16 protein-coding genes are annotated in these 18,064 nt (G+C 44.5%); 8 read left to right on the top strand and 8 right to left on the bottom strand.

Going from position 1 to position 18,064, the window contains the following annotated elements:
• Positions 1–6 precede the first annotated feature (6 nt).
• The 3 genes from N0824_RS09535 to N0824_RS09525 all read right to left on the bottom strand — a co-directional run bounded on the left by N0824_RS09535 (position 7) and on the right by N0824_RS09525 (position 2,287).
• Complete coding sequence (locus N0824_RS09535) at positions 7–726, bottom strand: biotin--[acetyl-CoA-carboxylase] ligase (RefSeq protein ID WP_108936586.1); 720 nt, start codon at positions 724–726, stop codon at positions 7–9.
• A 228-nt stretch (positions 727–954) separates the two neighbouring features.
• Positions 955–1,599: a histidine phosphatase family protein gene (locus N0824_RS09530; protein ID WP_002759710.1), complete on the bottom strand. Its 645-nt coding sequence runs from the start codon at positions 1,597–1,599 to the stop codon at positions 955–957.
• A 49-nt stretch (positions 1,600–1,648) separates the two neighbouring features.
• Complete coding sequence (locus tag N0824_RS09525) at positions 1,649–2,287, bottom strand: histidine phosphatase family protein (RefSeq protein ID WP_108936585.1); 639 nt, start codon at positions 2,285–2,287, stop codon at positions 1,649–1,651.
• A gap of 328 nt (positions 2,288–2,615) precedes the next feature.
• On the opposite strand from N0824_RS09525, the gene ndk reads away from it, so the two are divergent.
• The 6 genes from ndk to N0824_RS09490 all read left to right on the top strand — a co-directional run bounded on the left by ndk (position 2,616) and on the right by N0824_RS09490 (position 11,037).
• Positions 2,616–3,065 carry a nucleoside-diphosphate kinase gene (gene ndk, locus N0824_RS09520; RefSeq protein ID WP_002800982.1) on the top strand — a complete coding sequence of 150 codons (450 nt, stop codon included), beginning with the start codon at positions 2,616–2,618 and terminating at the stop codon, positions 3,063–3,065.
• Between the two features lie 657 nt (positions 3,066–3,722).
• Positions 3,723–4,625 (top strand): RluA family pseudouridine synthase, encoded by a 903-nt coding sequence (locus N0824_RS09510; RefSeq protein ID WP_108936584.1) that lies wholly within the window; start codon positions 3,723–3,725, stop codon positions 4,623–4,625.
• Positions 4,626–4,828: 203 nt separating this feature from the next.
• On the top strand, positions 4,829–6,991 hold the full coding sequence (dnaK, locus tag N0824_RS09505; protein ID WP_108936583.1) for a molecular chaperone DnaK: 2,163 nt from the start codon (positions 4,829–4,831) through the stop codon (positions 6,989–6,991).
• Between the two features lie 152 nt (positions 6,992–7,143).
• Positions 7,144–8,019 carry a J domain-containing protein gene (locus N0824_RS09500; RefSeq protein WP_108936582.1) on the top strand — a complete coding sequence of 292 codons (876 nt, stop codon included), beginning with the start codon at positions 7,144–7,146 and terminating at the stop codon, positions 8,017–8,019.
• 104 nt (positions 8,020–8,123) lie between these two features.
• Positions 8,124–9,272 (top strand): quinone-dependent dihydroorotate dehydrogenase, encoded by a 1,149-nt coding sequence (locus N0824_RS09495; protein ID WP_108936581.1) that lies wholly within the window; start codon positions 8,124–8,126, stop codon positions 9,270–9,272.
• 175 nt (positions 9,273–9,447) lie between these two features.
• Entirely contained in the window at positions 9,448–11,037 is a 1,590-nt protein-coding gene (locus N0824_RS09490; protein WP_108936580.1) for a DUF3352 domain-containing protein, read from the top strand.
• Here N0824_RS09490 and N0824_RS09485 read toward each other — a convergent pair.
• Both N0824_RS09485 and N0824_RS09480 read right to left on the bottom strand, forming a co-directional pair.
• A complete protein-coding gene (locus tag N0824_RS09485; RefSeq protein WP_108936579.1) occupies positions 11,011–12,258 on the bottom strand; it encodes a folylpolyglutamate synthase/dihydrofolate synthase family protein in 1,248 nt (415 codons plus the stop codon). The two genes, N0824_RS09490 and N0824_RS09485, sit on opposite strands and share 27 nt — an antisense overlap.
• A 311-nt stretch (positions 12,259–12,569) precedes the next feature.
• A complete protein-coding gene (locus N0824_RS09480) occupies positions 12,570–13,295 on the bottom strand; it encodes a 2-phosphosulfolactate phosphatase family protein (RefSeq protein WP_002798709.1) in 726 nt (241 codons plus the stop codon).
• Between the two features lie 634 nt (positions 13,296–13,929).
• On the opposite strand from N0824_RS09480, the gene N0824_RS09475 reads away from it, so the two are divergent.
• Both N0824_RS09475 and recA read left to right on the top strand, forming a co-directional pair.
• The gene (locus tag N0824_RS09475; protein ID WP_108936578.1) at positions 13,930–14,883 is read left to right on the top strand and encodes an aldo/keto reductase; all 954 of its coding nucleotides are present in this window, start codon (positions 13,930–13,932) and stop codon (positions 14,881–14,883) included.
• Between the two features lie 127 nt (positions 14,884–15,010).
• Complete coding sequence (recA, locus tag N0824_RS09470; protein ID WP_106909248.1) at positions 15,011–16,078, top strand: recombinase RecA; 1,068 nt, start codon at positions 15,011–15,013, stop codon at positions 16,076–16,078.
• A gap of 23 nt (positions 16,079–16,101) precedes the next feature.
• Here the strand turns inward: recA and N0824_RS09465 are convergent, their stop codons facing one another.
• The 3 genes from N0824_RS09465 to N0824_RS09455 form a co-directional block, all read right to left on the bottom strand.
• The gene (locus N0824_RS09465; RefSeq protein WP_108936577.1) at positions 16,102–16,698 is read right to left on the bottom strand and encodes a hypothetical protein; all 597 of its coding nucleotides are present in this window, start codon (positions 16,696–16,698) and stop codon (positions 16,102–16,104) included.
• Positions 16,699–16,741: 43 nt separating this feature from the next.
• The gene (locus N0824_RS09460) at positions 16,742–17,611 is read right to left on the bottom strand and encodes a bile acid:sodium symporter family protein (RefSeq protein WP_108936576.1); all 870 of its coding nucleotides are present in this window, start codon (positions 17,609–17,611) and stop codon (positions 16,742–16,744) included.
• Positions 17,612–17,864: 253 nt separating this feature from the next.
• Complete coding sequence (locus N0824_RS09455; protein ID WP_108936575.1) at positions 17,865–18,062, bottom strand: hypothetical protein; 198 nt, start codon at positions 18,060–18,062, stop codon at positions 17,865–17,867.
• Positions 18,063–18,064 lie beyond the last annotated feature (2 nt).

Genomic DNA, 18,064 nt, shown 5'->3' with positions numbered 1-18,064 from the left:
AAATATTTAGACTTGATTATAACCGAGACTGACCCTGCCAGCCGGTATATAAATTTCGCTACTGGCATTGTCCGAAGTTAATTTAACTTTTAATTCCCCTCGATCGCTTACCCCCGTTATTATGCCCTGATAGCCCTCAAAAACTATCTTTTGACCAAAATTGGCAAAAAGTTCTAAATAAGAAGCTAATAGAGCTTTTATGCCGTGATTACAGTAATATTCATAGCCGTATAGGATAGCTTCGCTAGTGACATCGGTTAACTGAGCGATCGAGGTGATTTTATTGCCAGTAAAAGCCTGTAAATTAATACCGGTGGGGGGGACAGGATTAGACCAATTGAGGCCCACTCCGATGACTGCTTGCGGGATTTTTTGACCCTGAATACGGGTTTCTAGGTTAATTCCCCCTAGTTTGCGCCCTAATAATACCAAATCATTCGGCCATTTGATTTTAACAGGTATTTCTTGACAATTGAGGTGATAAGCGATGCCCCAAACTGTAGCGAGAACGAGATGGGCAGATTTATCCACCTCTAAATCAAGATTTAACGCCAAAGATAAATATAATCCTCCCGGTTCAGAAATCCACTCCCGTCCCCATTGTCCTCTCCCGGCACTTTGTTGACTAGCAATCACCACAAAAGGCGGATTTTCCCCCGATTCTAATAATTGCCAAGCTTTAGTATTAGTGGAAGGTAATAGCTCAAAGTGATGGATTTTGGGCATAAATTGGGAATTATGAATTATGAATTATGAATTATGAAGTGGGGAGTATTTTCAGCGATCAGTAAACTGTAGAGTTCTTGCATAATTGATTTTTGAGAGTTCAAAAATAAGAAAAATAGGCATAAAATTGCCTAAAATTCCTAAATAGAGCATTAATCAATTAACGCTCCTTCTTAAGTCTCCTGTCTCCTGTCTCCTGTCTCCTGTCTCCTGCCTCCTGCCTCCTGATTAGGTGCAAGGAAGAGAACGCAGGTACTCACTGAGGTGGGAGCGTAAACCGATGCCATGGAAAAGCGGGCCACGACTGCCTAATTCGACAATACTGACAGCGGCCACGGGCATTTCAAATCGATCGCGATAACGGCCCACATCAATGCCCATCAGACTACAGAGCATGATCCGGATGGTAGCCTTGTGGGAAACGATCAAGATATTGCCATCACTGTGGGTGTGTTCGATTTCCTCCAAAACGGCTGCGGAACGACGGGCGATATCGATCCCCCTTTCCCCGTTGGGGGGAGCATTCCAAGCAGGATCCGTCAACCAGCGTACATAGAGATCATGGTATTGACGATCGATATCGTTGGGGTGCATTCCTTCCCAAAGACCATAACCGATCTCTTGTAATCCCTGCCGGATTTCTAATTTCAGTCCCACCGCTTCACAGAGGGGTTTAGCGGTTTGAATAGCTCTTTGGAGGGGACTGACATAGGCCGCGCGCCAAGGTAAAGAACGATAGACATCGGCGAATTCCTCGGCCATTTCGATGCCTTCGGCAGTCAAACCGGGGTCATTTTCTGGAGTACCACAGTATCCTCCCGTTTTGCTATAGGCTGTCTGTCCGTGTCGTAGAAAATATAACATCAAGCACATAGTTTTTCAGCAGACCAAATCCGGGGCTTCCCTTGTTACTGTTGACTGGTTAGGTTCCCGCTCGCGAGCGCAGGTCATTGCGGAGGTGAGAGCGATCGCCTATAACTTGAAAGAGGGGACCGTGTTCGGCTAATTCGACGATCGTCACCGAGGCCACGGGCATGGCAATTCGATCGCGATAACGGCCGATATCAATGCCTAAAAGAGAACATAACATGATTCGGATCGTTGCTTTATGGGAAACGATCAAAATATGGCCATCATCGTGATTATGGTCGATTTCCTCTAATACTTCCGAACTGCGACGAGCGATATCGATGCCTTTTTCGCCTCCTGTGGGAGAATTCCAGCCTGGATCTGCTAACCAGCGCACATAATCATCATGAAACTCCCGATTAACCTCGGCTGCGGTTTTTCCCTCCCATTGGCCGTAGGCAATCTCTTTTAATCCTTCCCGTTTGTGGATGGGAATACCTAAGAGATCGCTTAAAGGGATGGCGGTGGCCAGGGTGCGCTTGAGGGGACTAGAATAGATCGCTGTCCAAGGCACATCTCGATAGACAAGGGCGAAATCCTTGGCCATTTCATCCCCGGCCGGGGTTAGTGGCAAGTCTAATCGACCGCAAAAACTACCCGCTTGACTGGCGGTGGTTTCGCCATGACGCAAAAAGTAAAGTTTTAGACTCATCTTTTGGGTGCATCTCAATATTTGTGACTCTCTCCCACTTATATTGATAAGCAGAAGTTATTAAAGGAGGGCAAAGGCAATTCGCCGCTACAATCATCCTTTTTATCTTTTGTTTCTCGGTAACTCTCTAAATTACCACTATATTTAGGGTTTACTAAAAAAGTTTTTCCTGGGGGCGGGGTGTCGGGAGACAAAACGAAAACTTTCTATCTCAGTCGGACAGCAAGCTGACTCAGCAATTTAAGCGAAAATTCTGCCATTCTCTAGGATGCCATTCCGGGTTAATCTGGGTTTTGTGACAATTTATGGCTAAATTTTAAGAGGCAGTATGGAACGCACTTTCTTAATGATTAAACCCGACGGTGTACAGCGCAATCTGGTGGGGGAAATTATTCAACGCTTTGAAGCTAAAGGTTTTACGCTGGTTGGGTTGAAAATGATGCAGGTTTCTAGCGAATTAGCGGAAAAACACTACGCTGTTCATAAAGAAAGACCCTTTTTCCGTTCTCTAGTCGATTTTATTACTTCCTCCCCCGTGGTGGCTATGGTTTGGCAAGGAGAAGGAGTAATTGCCTCCGCTAGAAAAATTATTGGCGCCACTAATCCCCTCAATGCCGAACCTGGTACGATTCGCGGTGATTTTGGCATTAGTGTTGGACGCAATCTTATCCATGGTTCCGATGGTCCAGATACCGCCAAAGATGAAGTTAGTCTCTGGTTTAGCGATGCAGAATTGGCTAATTGGACTCCCGCCATCACTCCCTGGGTGGTAGAGTAATTCCCCACTGGAAGCTCTTAGGGGGCAGGGGCGGTCGGCGGTCGGCAGGGGGCAGGAGGCAGAAGATTATTTTTATTGATTCTCCCCACACCCCACTTCCCCACCTCCCCAATTCATAATTCATAATTCATAATTCCCACTCCCCCACTTCCCTCTCTGCACTACTCCTGCATACTTTGTGCTTTTTGTCAAAAAAACTTTTTTTTTGCAACAAAACTACACAAAAAAAAGATCATCGTTGTGGGTGAAATTGACTGATTTACCTGTCTTAATTGGGATCACCTTGTAGGTGTGGCAAGGGTTTCAACCCTTGCTGTCCAAAAAAGCACAAAATAACCCACTATGAAATTCATTAAAATCGCTGTAACCATTGTAACATCGTTGTTAAATAAAAATCTTTCTCAATTAATTCTTAAGAATTTGTAAATATTGCGGAATGTTAATTTAAATATTCTCAAGTTTTTGGAGTCAATACATAATTTTTGCTTATCTTTGTCGAATTGGGTCAGGAGGCAGGAGGCAGGAGGCAGGAGGCAGGAGGCAGGAGGCAGGAGGCAGGAGGCAGGAGGCAGGAGGCAGGAGGCAGGAGGCAGGAGGCAGCTTTTTTCTCCCTTCTCCCCAATTCATAATTCATAATTCATAATTCATAATTCCCCAATGCCCAATCAAGGTTGGATTTATCGAGATAAAATTAGCAGAAATCAGGCAGGATTAAGCCTATTAGCCTACTATGCGGGCAAATATCCCCATTCTAGCCCAGAAGAATGGCTCGATCGCATTTTATCAGCAGCAATTCTAGTCAACGGTCGTCCCGCTTACCCCGATACAGTCTTGGAAATCGGGCAGCAATTGACCTATCAGCGCCCACCTTGGACAGAACCGGAAGTGCCGCTCTTTTTTGAGGTACTCTACGAGGATGCCGAGGTGTTAGTGGTGGCGAAACCTTCGGGATTACCCGTGTTAGCGGGGGGGGGATTTCTCGAACATACTCTTATCCATTTGGTACATCAGCATTATGGCGATGTCACTCCCTATCCAATTCATCGTCTTGGTCGCGGCACTTCGGGCATAGTCTTAATGGCGAAATCAAAGCCAGCTAGAGCTAAATTGAGTCAACAGATGCGAGAGGGGAAAATTACCAAAATATATCGAGCTTTAGTGGGTCGGGGCGACATACCGGATAACTTTACTATTAATCAAGCGATCGGGAAAATCGCCCATCCCATTTTAGGCTACGTTTACGGTGCGCTCACAGATGGGTTATCGGCCCGCAGTGATGGTCGAGTCTTAAAAAAACATCCCGATAGTACCCTATTAGAAGTACAAATTTTTACGGGCAGACCCCATCAAATTCGCATTCATCTGGCCTTTTTTGGCTATCCCTTAATCGGTGATCCCTTGTATGGTCTGGGGGGATTACCGCGACCGGATGCAGTCCCGGGAGATTGTGGTTATTATCTCCATGCCAATCAAATCCTTTTTAATCATCCCAGTACAGGGGAAAGAATCTCTATTTGTTGTCCAGCACCGCCGGAATTAAGGGAAAATCTGGAAATCTAGCCATATTTTCACCCCCCCAAGCTCGATCGCCAGCGATCACTAAAAGACCACTTCGGTAATCACACCCTCAATCGCTCCGAACTGAGAGCGAGAACCTAAGACAATTCGATACAATATTGTCAACAAGCATTAAGCGATTTAAACTATCGATCGAAGGTAAAAGTCCCGAAGTTATCGAAATCTAGGGGGAGACAAAAACAAGCATGGGTAGAGTAGTAGGCATTGATCTAGGGACAACTAACTCCGTCGTCGCCGTGATGGAAGGCGGAAAGCCAGTGGTCATCGCCAACTCGGAGGGCATGAGAACCACCCCTTCTGTGGTCGGTTTTAATAAAGATGGGGAGTTAGTGGTCGGTCAAATGGCCCGGCGACAAGGGGTACTCAATCCCCAAAACACCTACTATGGAGTCAAACGCTACATAGGTCGTCGCTACTCGGAATTAAACCCCGAATCGAAGCGCGTCCCCTACACCATCCGCCGGGATGAGATGGGCAATATCAAAATTAAATGCCCCCGTCTGCAAAAAGAATTCGCCCCCGAAGAAATTTCCGCCCTAATTTTACGCCGATTAGCCGAAGAAGCCAGCCGTTATCTAGGGGAAGAAGTCACCGGGGCCGTCATCACCGTCCCCGCCTATTTTAATGACTCCCAACGTCAAGCCACCCGGGATGCGGGACGAATCGCGGGGTTAGAAGTGATGAGGATTCTCAACGAACCCACCGCCGCTGCCCTAGCCTACGGTCTCGATGAACAGGAAAGCAAGAAAATCCTCGTTTTTGACCTGGGAGGCGGTACTTTTGATGTTTCTATCCTAGAAGTGGGTGACGGCGTTTTTGAGGTGAAAGCCACCAGTGGCGACACCCAATTAGGCGGCAATGATTTCGATAAAAGAATCGTCGATTGGTTAGCCAATCAATTTTTGGAACAGGAAGGCGTGGAGCTGCGCCAAGACCGGCAAGCCTTACAAAGACTCACAGAAGCGGCAGAAAAAGCCAAAATTGAACTATCTGGGGTCAGCGTCACCGATATTAATCTACCCTTTATCATCGCCACGGAAGACGGACCCAAACACATCGAAACTCGCCTGAGTCGGGCCCAATTTGAGGAATTATGCGGCGATTTAATCAGTCGTCTCCGTCGTCCTCTCAAACGGGCCCTTTCTGATGCCGGTTTGTCCCCCGTCCAACTAGACGAAGTGGTACTGGTGGGCGGCGGCACGCGGATGCCCGTGGTGAAGGATTTAGTGCGGAGTTTTATCGATAGGGAACCCAATCAAAATGTTAACCCTGATGAGGTTGTAGCGGTCGGGGCGGCTATTCAAGCGGGAATTTTGGGCGGCGAGGTCAAAGACGTGCTGCTCCTCGATGTGACCCCTTTATCCTTGGGTTTAGAAACCATCGGCGGTGTGATGAAAAAGTTAATCCCCCGCAATACCACTATTCCCGTCCGCAGATCTGACCTTTTTTCCACTTCCGAAAATAATCAAACTGTGGTGGAAATTCACGTCTTGCAGGGGGAAAGGGAAATGGCCAACGATAATAAATCCCTGGGACGTTTTAAATTAACCGGTATCCCCCCCGCACCCCGGGGCATTCCCCAAGTGCAGGTGTCCCTCGATATCGATGCTAACGGTATTCTACAAGTCACCGCTAGGGATAAAATGACCGGACGGGAGCAAAGTGTCACCATTCAAGGCGCTTCTACCCTCAGCGAAGGGGAAATTAACCGCATGATCGGCGATGCTGCCCGATTTGCCGAAGCAGATCGCACCCGTCGCGAAAAGGTCGATAAACGCAATCGCGCCCGCTCTCTGGTGGATCAAGCCCAACGACGCTTAAAAGATGTTACTCTCGATTTTGGTAATGAGTTCACCCGTTCCTATCGTCGTCAAATTGAGTCTTTGAGTACGGAAATTATCGACGCTTTGGAGAAAAATGATGACCGTCGCATCGATCGCGCCCAGGCGGACCTACAGGATGTTATCTATGAATTAAATCGCGAGGTACGGCTACAATACGACGAGGAAGACGAGGGCTTTTTTAGTGCTATTCGCAAGACTTTTACCGGGGATAAGGAAGATGATCTTCCCTCCGAACCGCGTCGCGATCGTTATCGTCAGGATTATCGTCCTAGTACACCGGGTTATCAAAGTGATTATCGACCCAATTATTCGGCTAATCAAGATAGTTATCGCCCCCGCAATCAGGACAATTACTACAATGGCCGCGATAGCGATTGGCAAAGTCCCCCCCCTTCGGAGGAAAAAAGTTATAACAATAGTAAAAGTAGCCGCAGCAGCGGCAATCGTTCCCGCAATATCCCCCCCCAAAATAACTGGGATGATGACGATGATGATTGGTTTTAATCAGTGATCAGTAAACAGTGATCAGTAAACAGTAAACAGTAATCAGTGAAAAGACAGTGGGAAACTACTATTTAATACTGCTCACTTAATACATACTGCTCACTTAAAACTGATAACTGATAACTGATAACTGATAACTGATAACTGAATATATGCCACAATTAGTTAATTATTATGATGTTTTAGGAGTATCTCGCACGGCTACTGGTGACGAGATCAAAAAGGCTTTTCGACGACTGGCTCGCCAATATCATCCTGATGTTAATCCAGGGGATAAATCGGCCGAAGAAAAGTTTAAAGATATTAATGAAGCTTATGATGTTCTCTCCGATGAAGAAAAACGAGTTGAGTATAATCGTTCCTTGACGGGGATTAAGCGCCGTGGGATACGTCCGGGGGAAAAAGCCAATAGTAACGGTAATGGAAAAATCCCCCGTACAGAACAGGATCTATGGAAGTTTAAAGATTTTAATAACCTTAATACTAAGCGTGCTAAAATTGCCTCCTCTCCCCGTTTAACTCGTCGAGATGTGGAAGCAAAATTGACTTTACCTTTAGAGAAAGCCTATCAAGGTGGCAGACAAAGAATTCGTCTGGAAGATGGTAGATCAATAGAGGTTGATATGCCGGCAGCCATGATCGATGGGCAGAAAATTCGTCTCAAAGGTCAGGGTATTGAAGGGGGTGATTTATATTTAAAAATAACTATCGCTAGGCATCATTTTTTTAGGATTCAAGGTTCTGATCTTGTCTGTCAAGTACCGATTACTCCTAGCGAGGCAATTGTGGGCGGTTTTGTGGAAATTCCTACCATTGACGGGTTAGTTAAAATGATGATTCCTAAGGGGTTAAAAAGTGGTCAAAGATTACGTTTAGCTAACAAAGGTTATCCCACTTCCCAAGGAGAAAGGGGCGATCAATTAGTGGAAATTCTATTAGTTAATCCTCCCAATCCTAGCCCTGAAGAATTAGAACTTTATCAAAAAATACGGGCGATCGAAACTTTTAATCCTCGTCAAGGTTTATAAAGATTATGCTAGGTGGATTACGGCAAATTTGAATTTTTTTGTCAAAAACATAATTTGTTCTTGCCTAACCCACCCTACACCTAACCCTTAATTCCTGTCTTTTTATGACAAATATAATTGATACAATTAAACCCTTTTATCCCCTAGCTTTCAAGGCTATTCGGGGCAATTTAGAGGGAACACAAAAACAATTATTAAATACTCTGCAAAAAATCGATCGCTCGCGGGGGGAATTTTGGGGACAATGGTTAATCTCACAATTATCAGAATCCCTCAGTTTTAGCGATTCTCGCCTATCGCAAAGCCTTTGGGGGTTAAATTTCCCCAATCCCGTCGGATTGGCGGCAGGATTCGATAAAGACGGTGTAGGGGCAGGACTTTGGCATAGTTTCGGCTTTGGTTTTGCCGAGGTGGGCGCTGTCACCCTAGAAGGGCAACCGGGCAACCCAAAACCGAGATTATTTCGTTTACCGAAAGATTTAGCCGGATTAAACCGTATGGGGGCAAATAACCTCGGTGCGTCGGTTCTAGCGGCAACTCTCCAGCAATCTTGGCAACGACAACCCCGACAGATTCCCATCGGCATTAACCTCTGTAAATCGAAAAATACGCCCCTAGAAAAGGCTCCGGAGGACTATTTAGGCAGTTTTCGCTATTTATTCCCCCATGCTGATTATTTTGTCGTTAATGTTAGTTCTCCCAATACTCCCGGTTTGCGTTCCCTGCAAAGTGGGGAACAACTCGATAAAATCCTCGACATTTTACAAAGAGAAAATCAAGGCAGAAAACCCCTATTAGTGAAAATTTCTCCCGATTTGGAATGGGAAGATATCATAACAATTATCGAGTTAGCTTTCTCCTATCAATTAGCTGGAATTGTCGCTACTAATACCACCACTAAACGCACGGGATTAAAAACTACAATTCTGCCTGAAACTGGTAAACCAATCACTGAAGAAGCAGGGGGAATTAGTGGGCAACCTTTGCGGGAACGTTCCACGGAAGTGATCCGTTTTATCTATCGGCAAACCCAAGGCAATTTACCGATAATTGGAGTGGGAGGTATTTTTTCTCTCGATGATGCTTGGGAAAAAATTACCGCCGGTGCGAGTTTATTACAGATTTATACTGGTTGGTTATACCGAGGACCCTGGCTAGTATCAAATATTTTACAAGGATTAACAGAAAAATTAGAGGCTAATGGGTTGACTAACATTAATCAAGCGGTGGGTTGGCAAGCTAACCAAGAATGAGCCAATTTTCTCTGGTAATTAGCAATAATTTCGCAAAAATCAGCTAAAATGTTACCTGTTCCCTTTGGGGATAAGATAAGATAATTAGGATAACTACAATAGGACTGCTCTAGAGACTACAACCGAAGACAAATTGATCGCCAAGTATTGAACTTTTTAACCAAACCACAATTATATGTCAAAAAAATCATTTTTACCCGGTTGTTTAGTCGTCCTAGGATTAACAGCAGTAACCGCAGGAGGTGTCTATCTTTATCTGCGGGGACAACTTCCTTGGCAAAGATTCACTCCCTTAGAATCGGCAAAAGTTATCCCAGAAACTGCCTTTGCTAGTAGTTTTGTCTCCACGGATGCAAAAGCTTGGTCAGTGTTAGCTAAATATGGTACACCAGAATCGCGAACTGCGGTTAGTCAAGGACTAGAAGAATTACAAAAAAATATCTTCACCGATAAGATTGATTATCAACGGGATATCGAACCCTGGATCGGTAGTATTAGCTTTGCTTTTCTTCCCACAGCTACCCCCGGACAATCGGAATTATTAACGGTTATCGGTATCAAAGATAAAATTAAAGCGTCAGAATTCCAGAAAAAACTAGGACAACAAGTTAATCGCAAAACTAGCACCAGTGACTACAAAGATATTAAAATTACTGCTATAGATTGGCAGGATAACACCACCATTTATACTGCCGTTACTGGCGATTTTTTGTTGATATCCTACGATAAAAAGGTGTTAGAAGCGGCGATCAATACCTATCAAGGACAGCCATCTTTTAGCAGTAAACCGGAAGTGAGAAAACTGCTTTCCCAATCCCTCAATCTACCCAATACCCTAGCGACAATTTATATCGATGATTATGCCAAAATCTTGGGAGCAGATGCTAATTTATCTCCCCAAAGTCGGCAAGAATTAGCAAAAATTCAAGATGTTGTCGCAGGAGTGGGTGTCACCGATACGGGATTACAATTACAAATGGTGGCTAAATTGGCCCCTGAAACTATTTCTACCCTACCTTCCCCCAGCAGAAATCAAGTTTTAAATTATTTACCCGGAGATACCATCGTACTCTGGAGTGGTAATAATCTTAAACAGGGATGGGAAGAAGCAGAAAAACAGTCCCAAACTAACCCAGAATTACAAGTTTTTCTGCGTCAGATCCGTGAGAATTTTCAGATGGCAACCCTTGACGCGGATAAAGAAGTTTTTAACTGGATGGATCGAGAATTTGCCTTCGGAATTATCCCCAACCAGCAAGCAGTGGGAGGGTTAGGTTTTGGGGGAATGATGATCTGGCAAACCGGCGATCATCAAGCGGCAAAAACTACCCTCGATAGGTTAAATCAATTGGTGAAAACTGTTCCCTTTATCACCATAGAAAACAGTCAAATTTCTGGCCAAGATGTGACTGAATGGAAAGCGGAAGAACAAGCGATTTTAACCTATGCTTGGCCTAATAATGATACCCTAAAAATGACCGTCGGAATTCCCTATCAACCGCAACCGAATCAACCGATTAGCAAAAGTGAGAATTTCCAAGCATCGATCGCCAATTTGCCTAAAAATAATCTCGGTTATTTCTTCATCGATGTGGAGCAAATTATCGCTAAAGCAGGGGGAATTAATAATCTTCCTGCCGGGGAATTAACCCCAGAAGCAAAGGCCTTTTTAGAATCGGTACGCGGGATCGGAATTACTGCCACTATGCCTGATAAAACCACCAGTAAAATTGATGTTTTATTTTCCTTGAAACAAACTCCCTAAAAAGTAACCGACTAGATAAAGCGATCCACAGAGAATTATCTGACTATCGGCAGATTCTTGGATGGCTTTTTTTAGTCCTAAAAATACATCGGAACAAGTCTCTAGGTGAGATAATTCTGGACAAATTGAAGCCGCTAATTCCGCTAAGGTTTCAGGATTGGCACTGCTATGATCTGGGACAGGAACTAAATATAAACTATCGCCTTTTCTTAATAAAGCTTGGAATATTTCTCGATGATCTTTAGTCGATAAAATACCCATCACCCAGATAATTTTTGGAGCCTTTAAACTATCTACATACTGCCTTAAACCAATAGCAGCAGCGGGATTATGAGCGCCATCTATTAAAATTTCTCGCTGACACCAACTAACGGTTTGTAAACGTCCTAACCAGCGAGTTTTTGCCATTCCTTCTTGCACGACTTCATCGCTAATTTGCCAACCTTGCTGACGTAAAATATTAACAACAGCGATCGCTATAGCGGAATTAGTTAATTGAAAATCTCCCGCTAAGGATAAAGGGTATTCTAACCCTTGATATTTGGCCCGATTATCAGCAATTTTTTCGGCAGCTTCTACCCATACCTTCGGACAATTTAACAGCTTGATTCTCTCCCTAACTACCCCCTGCGCTGATTCCGGTAATTGTCCGATAACTGCGGGACAATTCGCTTTTAATATCCCCGCTTTCTCCCCGGCAATATCGGCAACCGTCGGCCCTAAATTTTGCCAATGTTCCCGACTGATAGAAGTGATGACAGTAACCAAAGGTTGAGCGCAAACATTAGTCGCATCTAATCTTCCTCCCAAACCCACTTCCATCACGGCAATATCCACCTTTTCCTGAGCAAAATACAGCCAAGCAGCGGCAGTAATTACCTCAAATTGAGTAGGACTTTCCTGCTGGGGATCGATAAGCGATTGTATATATTTAAGCAGGTTTTCTAAAGTCGCGGTTTCAATATTTTCGCCATTAATAGAGATTCTTTCCGTCCAATCAATTAAATGGGGAGAAATATAACGTCCGACTTTGTAACCGGCGGTGCTGAGAATAGATGATAGATAGGCACAAACCGAACCTTTGCCATTAGTTCCCGTGACATGAATAATCGGAATTTTATCTTGGGGATTGCCTAAAATCTCCAGCAGATTTTTTATTCTTTCTAAACCGAGATTGACACCAAAACGCTGAAAAGGTTGCAGTAAAGAATCGATAGTCATGGTTGGCAAACTATAAATAGGGTTTGCGGCAAAAAGTTTATTGGTGGGGGTAGGGTGTAGGGTGTGGGGTGTGGGGTGTGGGGTGTAGGGTTTTACCGATTTTCATCTGCTCAATTACCTAATTTTCAGGGAAAAAGTACCTGAATTTTCCCCCTGATCACTCCCAGACGAGGCACTTTTGGATTTCAAAAAGGTCTAAAAGTTTTATCCAACAAGGTTTTTAGATTTATTCAGCAGACCCTAAATAAAGGAATCCGGCTAGGATCGATACTCCTACCGGCACTGATGACCCTTTCTCTGGGGGGTAATGTCTAAAGTTTGACTAAAATGCTCGGTTCTTTTTGGATCGGTAAAACATCAAGAGAGTCAATATTAGCGCAGTATTTTAAATCTTCTTGACAGTGGAGACGCAAGAGGCGCTGACCGTGACTACAACTGTGGAACATTCCTAAAAGATCATTTTGCCATTGACGATAAAGAGCGATCGAGGCGATAACCTCATCATTACCGATCGCCATTTGCCCCGATTGTTCTTGTAGCGCATCGGCGATCGCTCCAGCACAGGCCGTATCTTCCAGAGAATAACCCCCTTCCCAACCAGAGCCAACAATCCAGACGGTTTCGGGCTGCTTATCCAATAAGTAATTAACGGCAGCTTGCCGATTGATCATAGCCGCAGTGATCACGATCGGGGATTCTTCCACCCTTTGCAGCGCGCGAGTGCCGTTAGTGGTGCTGATAAACAGACGACGACCTTTCATTAAATCAGGGGTACAATCGAGGGGAGAATTGCCCAGATCGCAGCCTTCCACTTTCGCGCCGCCTCTTTCTCCTGCCCGGAGACGTTTTTCTGGTTGCCAGGTATCACTCACCTGCATCAGGGTTTTCAGATCGCTAAAGGTTTGCACTGCTTCTGCACCGGCATTGAGGGCAGTAGCGATCGTGGTTGTTGCTCTTAAAACATCGATAACGACGGCGCAATCGGGTAGAGTATGGACGGGGGTAAGTTCGGGAGTGTGATAAATGAAAACCTGCACGATTTATACCAAGTAAAAAGTAAAAGGGAAATAAGCTCAACATACCGCCGCTCGGCGTCGCGCTGGCAGAAGAAAGACAAGGCCGATTTTATCACGATGGATGTCAGCTAGTTACCTAGGATTGGCTGAAAAAGTAGGACGCGATCGCCGATCAAGATGTGGTGAGTCAGACCAAATTCGGCAAAATTTTGCTTGCTTTTATCGGCAGATTTTGCGATAATATTTTTAAAGGATTTTATTCATAATGGAAATCTTTAAATTTGAAAAAATTTGCACAGATTCCCATTATAAGAAAAGCATAGCGCAAGTCGCCGGCAAAGTCAAGTCCTTTCCCATTAATTATGGGTGGGAATTTCCCAGAATAGACCTCTTGCAAAAATCAAAAATCTGACCTTAGGTGAGGAGTCTCCGAGCCAGTATTCAGGAGTCAGGAGAATTAAGAATGAGCATTAATCAATTAAATGCTCTATTTAGGGCTTTTATGCAATTTTATGTCTATTTTTCTCATTTTTGCCCTCTCAAAAATTAATTATGCAAGAACTCTAATCAAAAAAGGGGGTTAGTGGGGAGTCAGACCAAATATAGGTTACACTTCAACTTTAAATGAGAAACGCTGTCATTCTTTGTAGGGAATATGACTAGACAAACCGCTAATCTCGGACAAACAGGAATTGCCGTCAGTGCCTTGGGAATCGGGACTTGGGCATGGGGAGATAAACTATTCTGGAACTATGGCAAGGAATACGGAGCTAGTCAGGTAGAGGAAGCCTTTAAAGCGGCAGTAGAGGCAGGAATCACCTTTTTTGACACTGCCGAAGTCTATGGACTGGGGGAATCGGAACGACTCTTAGGAAAATTTACGCAAGAGACTGATATTCCCATCGATATTGCCAGCAAATTTGCCCCCATACCGTGGCGATTGGGGGCGAATGCGGTGCATAATGCCATTACCGAGAGCTTAAACCGTCTAAAAACCGATAAAATGGCCCTTTACCAAGTACATTGGCCCTTCACCTTCCTAATTAGCCAAGAAACCCTAATGAATGCCCTAGGGGAAGAAGTAAAAAGCGGCCGGATTGGTTCCGTGGGTGTAAGTAATTATTCCGCCGAGCAAATGCGTCAAGCCAGCCAGATTTTGGCGAAAAAAGAGGTTCCCTTAGCGGTCAATCAGGTGCAGTATTCGCTTTTGTATCGCAAAATAGAAACTAAGGGAATTTTAGCCACGGCCAAGGAATTAGGTGTCACCATCCTCGCCTACAGCCCCCTCGCTCAAGGACTACTGACGGGTAAATATAGCCCAGAAAGCCAGAATTTGCCCGATGGAGCCAGAAAAGTTGACCCGCGGTTCAAAAAAGAAGGTTTGGAGAAAATAGCCCCAATTTTAAGGGTACTGCAAGAATTGGGCGAAAAATACCAAAAAACCCCCGCACAAGTCGCCCTCAATTGGTTAATCGCCCAAGGGGATGTGATTCCCATTCCGGGGGCAAAAACTGCGGCCCAAGCGATCGAAAATGCCGGAGCGTTAGGATGGAGTTTAGAAGCGCGAGAGGTGACGCAATTAGAACAGATGAGCCGGCCTTGGCTGTAAAAATCAAAACTTTTAATTTTTGATCACCATTCTGGAAAAAGTCTCTAACTTTTTGGTGATCAAGATTAAAACAGGCTACAATCTTTGCATACTGCTGTACTACTTAAGAAAACTGGGGAGAAAATTAATGGCGACAATGACAAATAATTCCGATCGAGATAAGGCCTTAGGTTTAGTCTTAAATCAAATCGAGCGCAACTTTGGCAAAGGTTCGATTATGCGTTTAGGAGACGCCACCCGGATGCGGGTGGAAACCGTGCCTAGTGGTGCCTTAACCCTAGATATGGCTTTGGGTGGCGGTTTACCGAAAGGCCGCATCGTCGAAATTTACGGGCCGGAAAGTTCTGGAAAAACCACCTTAGCCCTCCATGCGATCGCAGAAGTGCAGAAAGCTGGGGGAGTGGCGGCCTTTGTCGATGCGGAACACGCTTTAGATCCCACCTATTCCGATGTTTTAGGGGTAGATATCAATAATTTACTGGTGGCACAACCGGATACGGGGGAGGCAGCCTTAGAAATAGTTGACCAGTTAGTGCGTTCTTCGGCCGTGGATATCGTCGTCATCGACTCGGTGGCCGCTTTAGTGCCACGGGCGGAAATTGAAGGGGAAATGGGGGATAATCAGGTGGGATTGCAGGCCCGTTTGATGAGTAAAGCCCTGCGAAAAATTGCCGGTAATATTGGTAAATCCGGTTGTGTGGTGATTTTCCTCAACCAACTGCGGCAAAAAATCGGTGTCACCTACGGTAATCCTGAAGTGACCACCGGAGGAACGGCCTTAAAATTTTATGCCTCGGTGCGTTTAGATATCCGTCGCATTCAAACTTTGAAAAAAGGCACGGAAGGGGAATACGGAATTCGGGCTAAAGTTAAGGTGGCTAAAAATAAAGTTGCGCCTCCTTTCCGGATTGCTGAATTTGATATTATCTTCGGTAAAGGCATTTCCCAAGTGGGTTGTATGCTCGATATCGCCGAACAAACCAACGTGGTTACTCGTAAAGGGGCATGGTATAGCTATAATGGCGAAAATATTGCCCAGGGTCGCGATAATGCCGTTAAATATCTTGAAGAAAAGCCAGAAGTAGCGGCGGAAATTGAGAAGTTATTGCGGGATAAATTAGACATGGGTTCGGTTCCTTTCCCCACGGAACCGGCCGATGAGGACGAGGAGGACGATCTGGAACCAGAAATCTAAAAGAAGAGGGTTTTAGGTCTTGATTATCCCCCAGTTTCGGGGGATTTTTTAGCTTCATAATCGATAGATTTAGCGGCTTCTAACCATGATTGTAAACCTTTTTTAGTCGGTGTTCCTTTAGCGGTAAAAGTCCATAAATCTCGTTTATGTTGGGGTCCGTAGCTGATATGAATTGGGCGATTAATTCCGTAAAAATAGAGAGAATCAAAGGGTAATTTTGCGGTTAAAATCCAATCTATCAGGCGATCGCTAGTTAAATCGATAATCCGAAAATCACAGGCTGCCCCCAATCGCTGACAATAATATTGACCTTTTTGATTAATTTCGTGGGCGCAATGTTGATCACGACTGGGATCGATTCTACCGTTTTTTAAGCCGGTGATCGGGTCTTTTTTTTGCAGAAATTTTCTCAGATCATTGGAACAAAATCCATAGGTTAATTGGAATCTTTCTCGACCAAAATTATCAATAATTGGATCGATAATAAAGTGAGCGAGATTTTGCCAAGCGGTGATCGTTGCAGGATTTTTTGGGTAGGGGTCGATTTGTGATGCATACTTTTGATAGGTTTGGGAACAGGTAGATAATTCCTCTAGGGTTAAATATTTACCAATTAACATAATCAGTTATCAGTTTTTAGCTAGATCCTATCACCCGATTTAGCTATTTTGCCAAAGCTGCTTTTTTGCGACCATAATAAACAGCGATAAAAGCGCTGACATACATCCATAAACTATAGACCATTGCGGGAATGGCCAGATCGGGATTCTTTAATAAACCGGCAGTGATAGCAATAGCTAAAGTGCCGCTTTGAATACCCACTTCGATGGCGATACAAATTCTTTGGGGAATAGTTAATTGAAATAAACGACCACTGAAAAAACCAATTAGGGAAGCAATCGTGTTTAAAATAATCACTGCCAGGCCAGTTTGAGCGATAAATAAAGGTAAACGTTGCCATTCTCTCAGGATTAATAAGCAGATAATAACCGCTAGAAAAATCACGGCCAAACGATTAGTTATCGGTTCCAGACTTTTGGCCAGTAAAGGGAAGTAATGGCGGATAGTCATACCCATAACCAGGGGTAAAACTATAATCAAAAATATCTGCGCCATAGTGGGACCAATGGGTAGGGAGATAGCGGCACTTTCCTCCATAAAATGCCAGAGAGTGAAACTAGCTAAAAAAGGTATTGTGAAAATGGTGATGATGCTGCTAAAAGCGGTTAAAGTAACAGAAAGGGCCAGATCTCCCTTAGCTAAATAGGTTAAAACATTGGAGGAAGGACCGCCTGGACAAATGGCGACAATCATTAAACCGACGGCAATTTCTGGCCGGAGAGGCAAAAGAGAAGCAATAATAAAGCCGACGATCGGTAGAATAATAATTTGATTGACTAAACCGATCAGGACTGCTTTGGGATAACGGGTGATACGCTGAAAATCGGCGAGAATTAATCCTAATCCCATACCTAACATTAAAACGCCTAGGGCAACGGGTAAGAGGATATTAGTAAAAAAGTCGGCCTGCATGGGATAAAATCGGAAAAGACGGGCTTATTTTACCATAAATTGACTAATTTATTCTTGTCCCTGGTTAGGGTTTGCTGACTAAAAAACCCCCAGTGTGCAGAGGGGGTTAAATTGTGGGAGAAATCCAACCTTGGGGATTTTAGTCCAGTTCCCCTTGCCGCTCCGGGATGATATCCTAGTCATACTTCAGTTGCTTGGTGGCAACCATGGGATCACAGCTAGGGAACTGCCGATGCGACTGCCACTTTTGACATCACCAATGCCTAGGGAATGTTGCTGCAGGACTTCCATCAAGAATAACGAGGGAAAATTTTCCTTCTAAATCCCACAATCCTTGAATTCCCTTCCGTTGACAAATTGCTAGGGTGAGCAAGGTGGTAGATTTTTGGTGAACGATAGGTGAGTTTTCGCTGTGTTTTCCCTTCTCGATCGAGGGGCAGTTTTCTGTCATCT

Origin of the sequence: Microcystis sp. 0824 (genome assembly GCF_003112475.1) — a bacterium.
Lineage (GTDB): Bacteria > Cyanobacteriota > Cyanobacteriia > Cyanobacteriales > Microcystaceae > Microcystis > Microcystis aeruginosa_C.
Note: the sequence above shows the minus strand (reverse complement) of the source record. Positions and strands in the feature narration are given on the sequence as shown.

What these genes read in the sequence shown, in the direction of transcription:
- N0824_RS09535 (WP_108936586.1), bottom strand. Translation starts at nt 726, where the DNA reads ATGCCCAAAATCCATCACTTTGAGCTATTACCTTCCACTAATACTAAA.
- N0824_RS09530 (WP_002759710.1), bottom strand. Translation starts at nt 1,599, where the DNA reads ATGTGCTTGATGTTATATTTTCTACGACACGGACAGACAGCCTATAGC.
- N0824_RS09525 (WP_108936585.1), bottom strand. Translation starts at nt 2,287, where the DNA reads ATGAGTCTAAAACTTTACTTTTTGCGTCATGGCGAAACCACCGCCAGT.
- ndk (WP_002800982.1), top strand. Translation starts at nt 2,616, where the DNA reads ATGGAACGCACTTTCTTAATGATTAAACCCGACGGTGTACAGCGCAAT.
- N0824_RS09510 (WP_108936584.1), top strand. Translation starts at nt 3,723, where the DNA reads ATGCCCAATCAAGGTTGGATTTATCGAGATAAAATTAGCAGAAATCAG.
- dnaK (WP_108936583.1), top strand. Translation starts at nt 4,829, where the DNA reads ATGGGTAGAGTAGTAGGCATTGATCTAGGGACAACTAACTCCGTCGTC.
- N0824_RS09500 (WP_108936582.1), top strand. Translation starts at nt 7,144, where the DNA reads ATGCCACAATTAGTTAATTATTATGATGTTTTAGGAGTATCTCGCACG.
- N0824_RS09495 (WP_108936581.1), top strand. Translation starts at nt 8,124, where the DNA reads ATGACAAATATAATTGATACAATTAAACCCTTTTATCCCCTAGCTTTC.
- N0824_RS09490 (WP_108936580.1), top strand. Translation starts at nt 9,448, where the DNA reads ATGTCAAAAAAATCATTTTTACCCGGTTGTTTAGTCGTCCTAGGATTA.
- N0824_RS09485 (WP_108936579.1), bottom strand. Translation starts at nt 12,258, where the DNA reads ATGACTATCGATTCTTTACTGCAACCTTTTCAGCGTTTTGGTGTCAAT.
- N0824_RS09475 (WP_108936578.1), top strand. Translation starts at nt 13,930, where the DNA reads ATGACTAGACAAACCGCTAATCTCGGACAAACAGGAATTGCCGTCAGT.
- recA (WP_106909248.1), top strand. Translation starts at nt 15,011, where the DNA reads ATGGCGACAATGACAAATAATTCCGATCGAGATAAGGCCTTAGGTTTA.
- N0824_RS09465 (WP_108936577.1), bottom strand. Translation starts at nt 16,698, where the DNA reads ATGTTAATTGGTAAATATTTAACCCTAGAGGAATTATCTACCTGTTCC.
- N0824_RS09460 (WP_108936576.1), bottom strand. Translation starts at nt 17,611, where the DNA reads ATGCAGGCCGACTTTTTTACTAATATCCTCTTACCCGTTGCCCTAGGC.
- N0824_RS09455 (WP_108936575.1), bottom strand. Translation starts at nt 18,062, where the DNA reads ATGACAGAAAACTGCCCCTCGATCGAGAAGGGAAAACACAGCGAAAAC.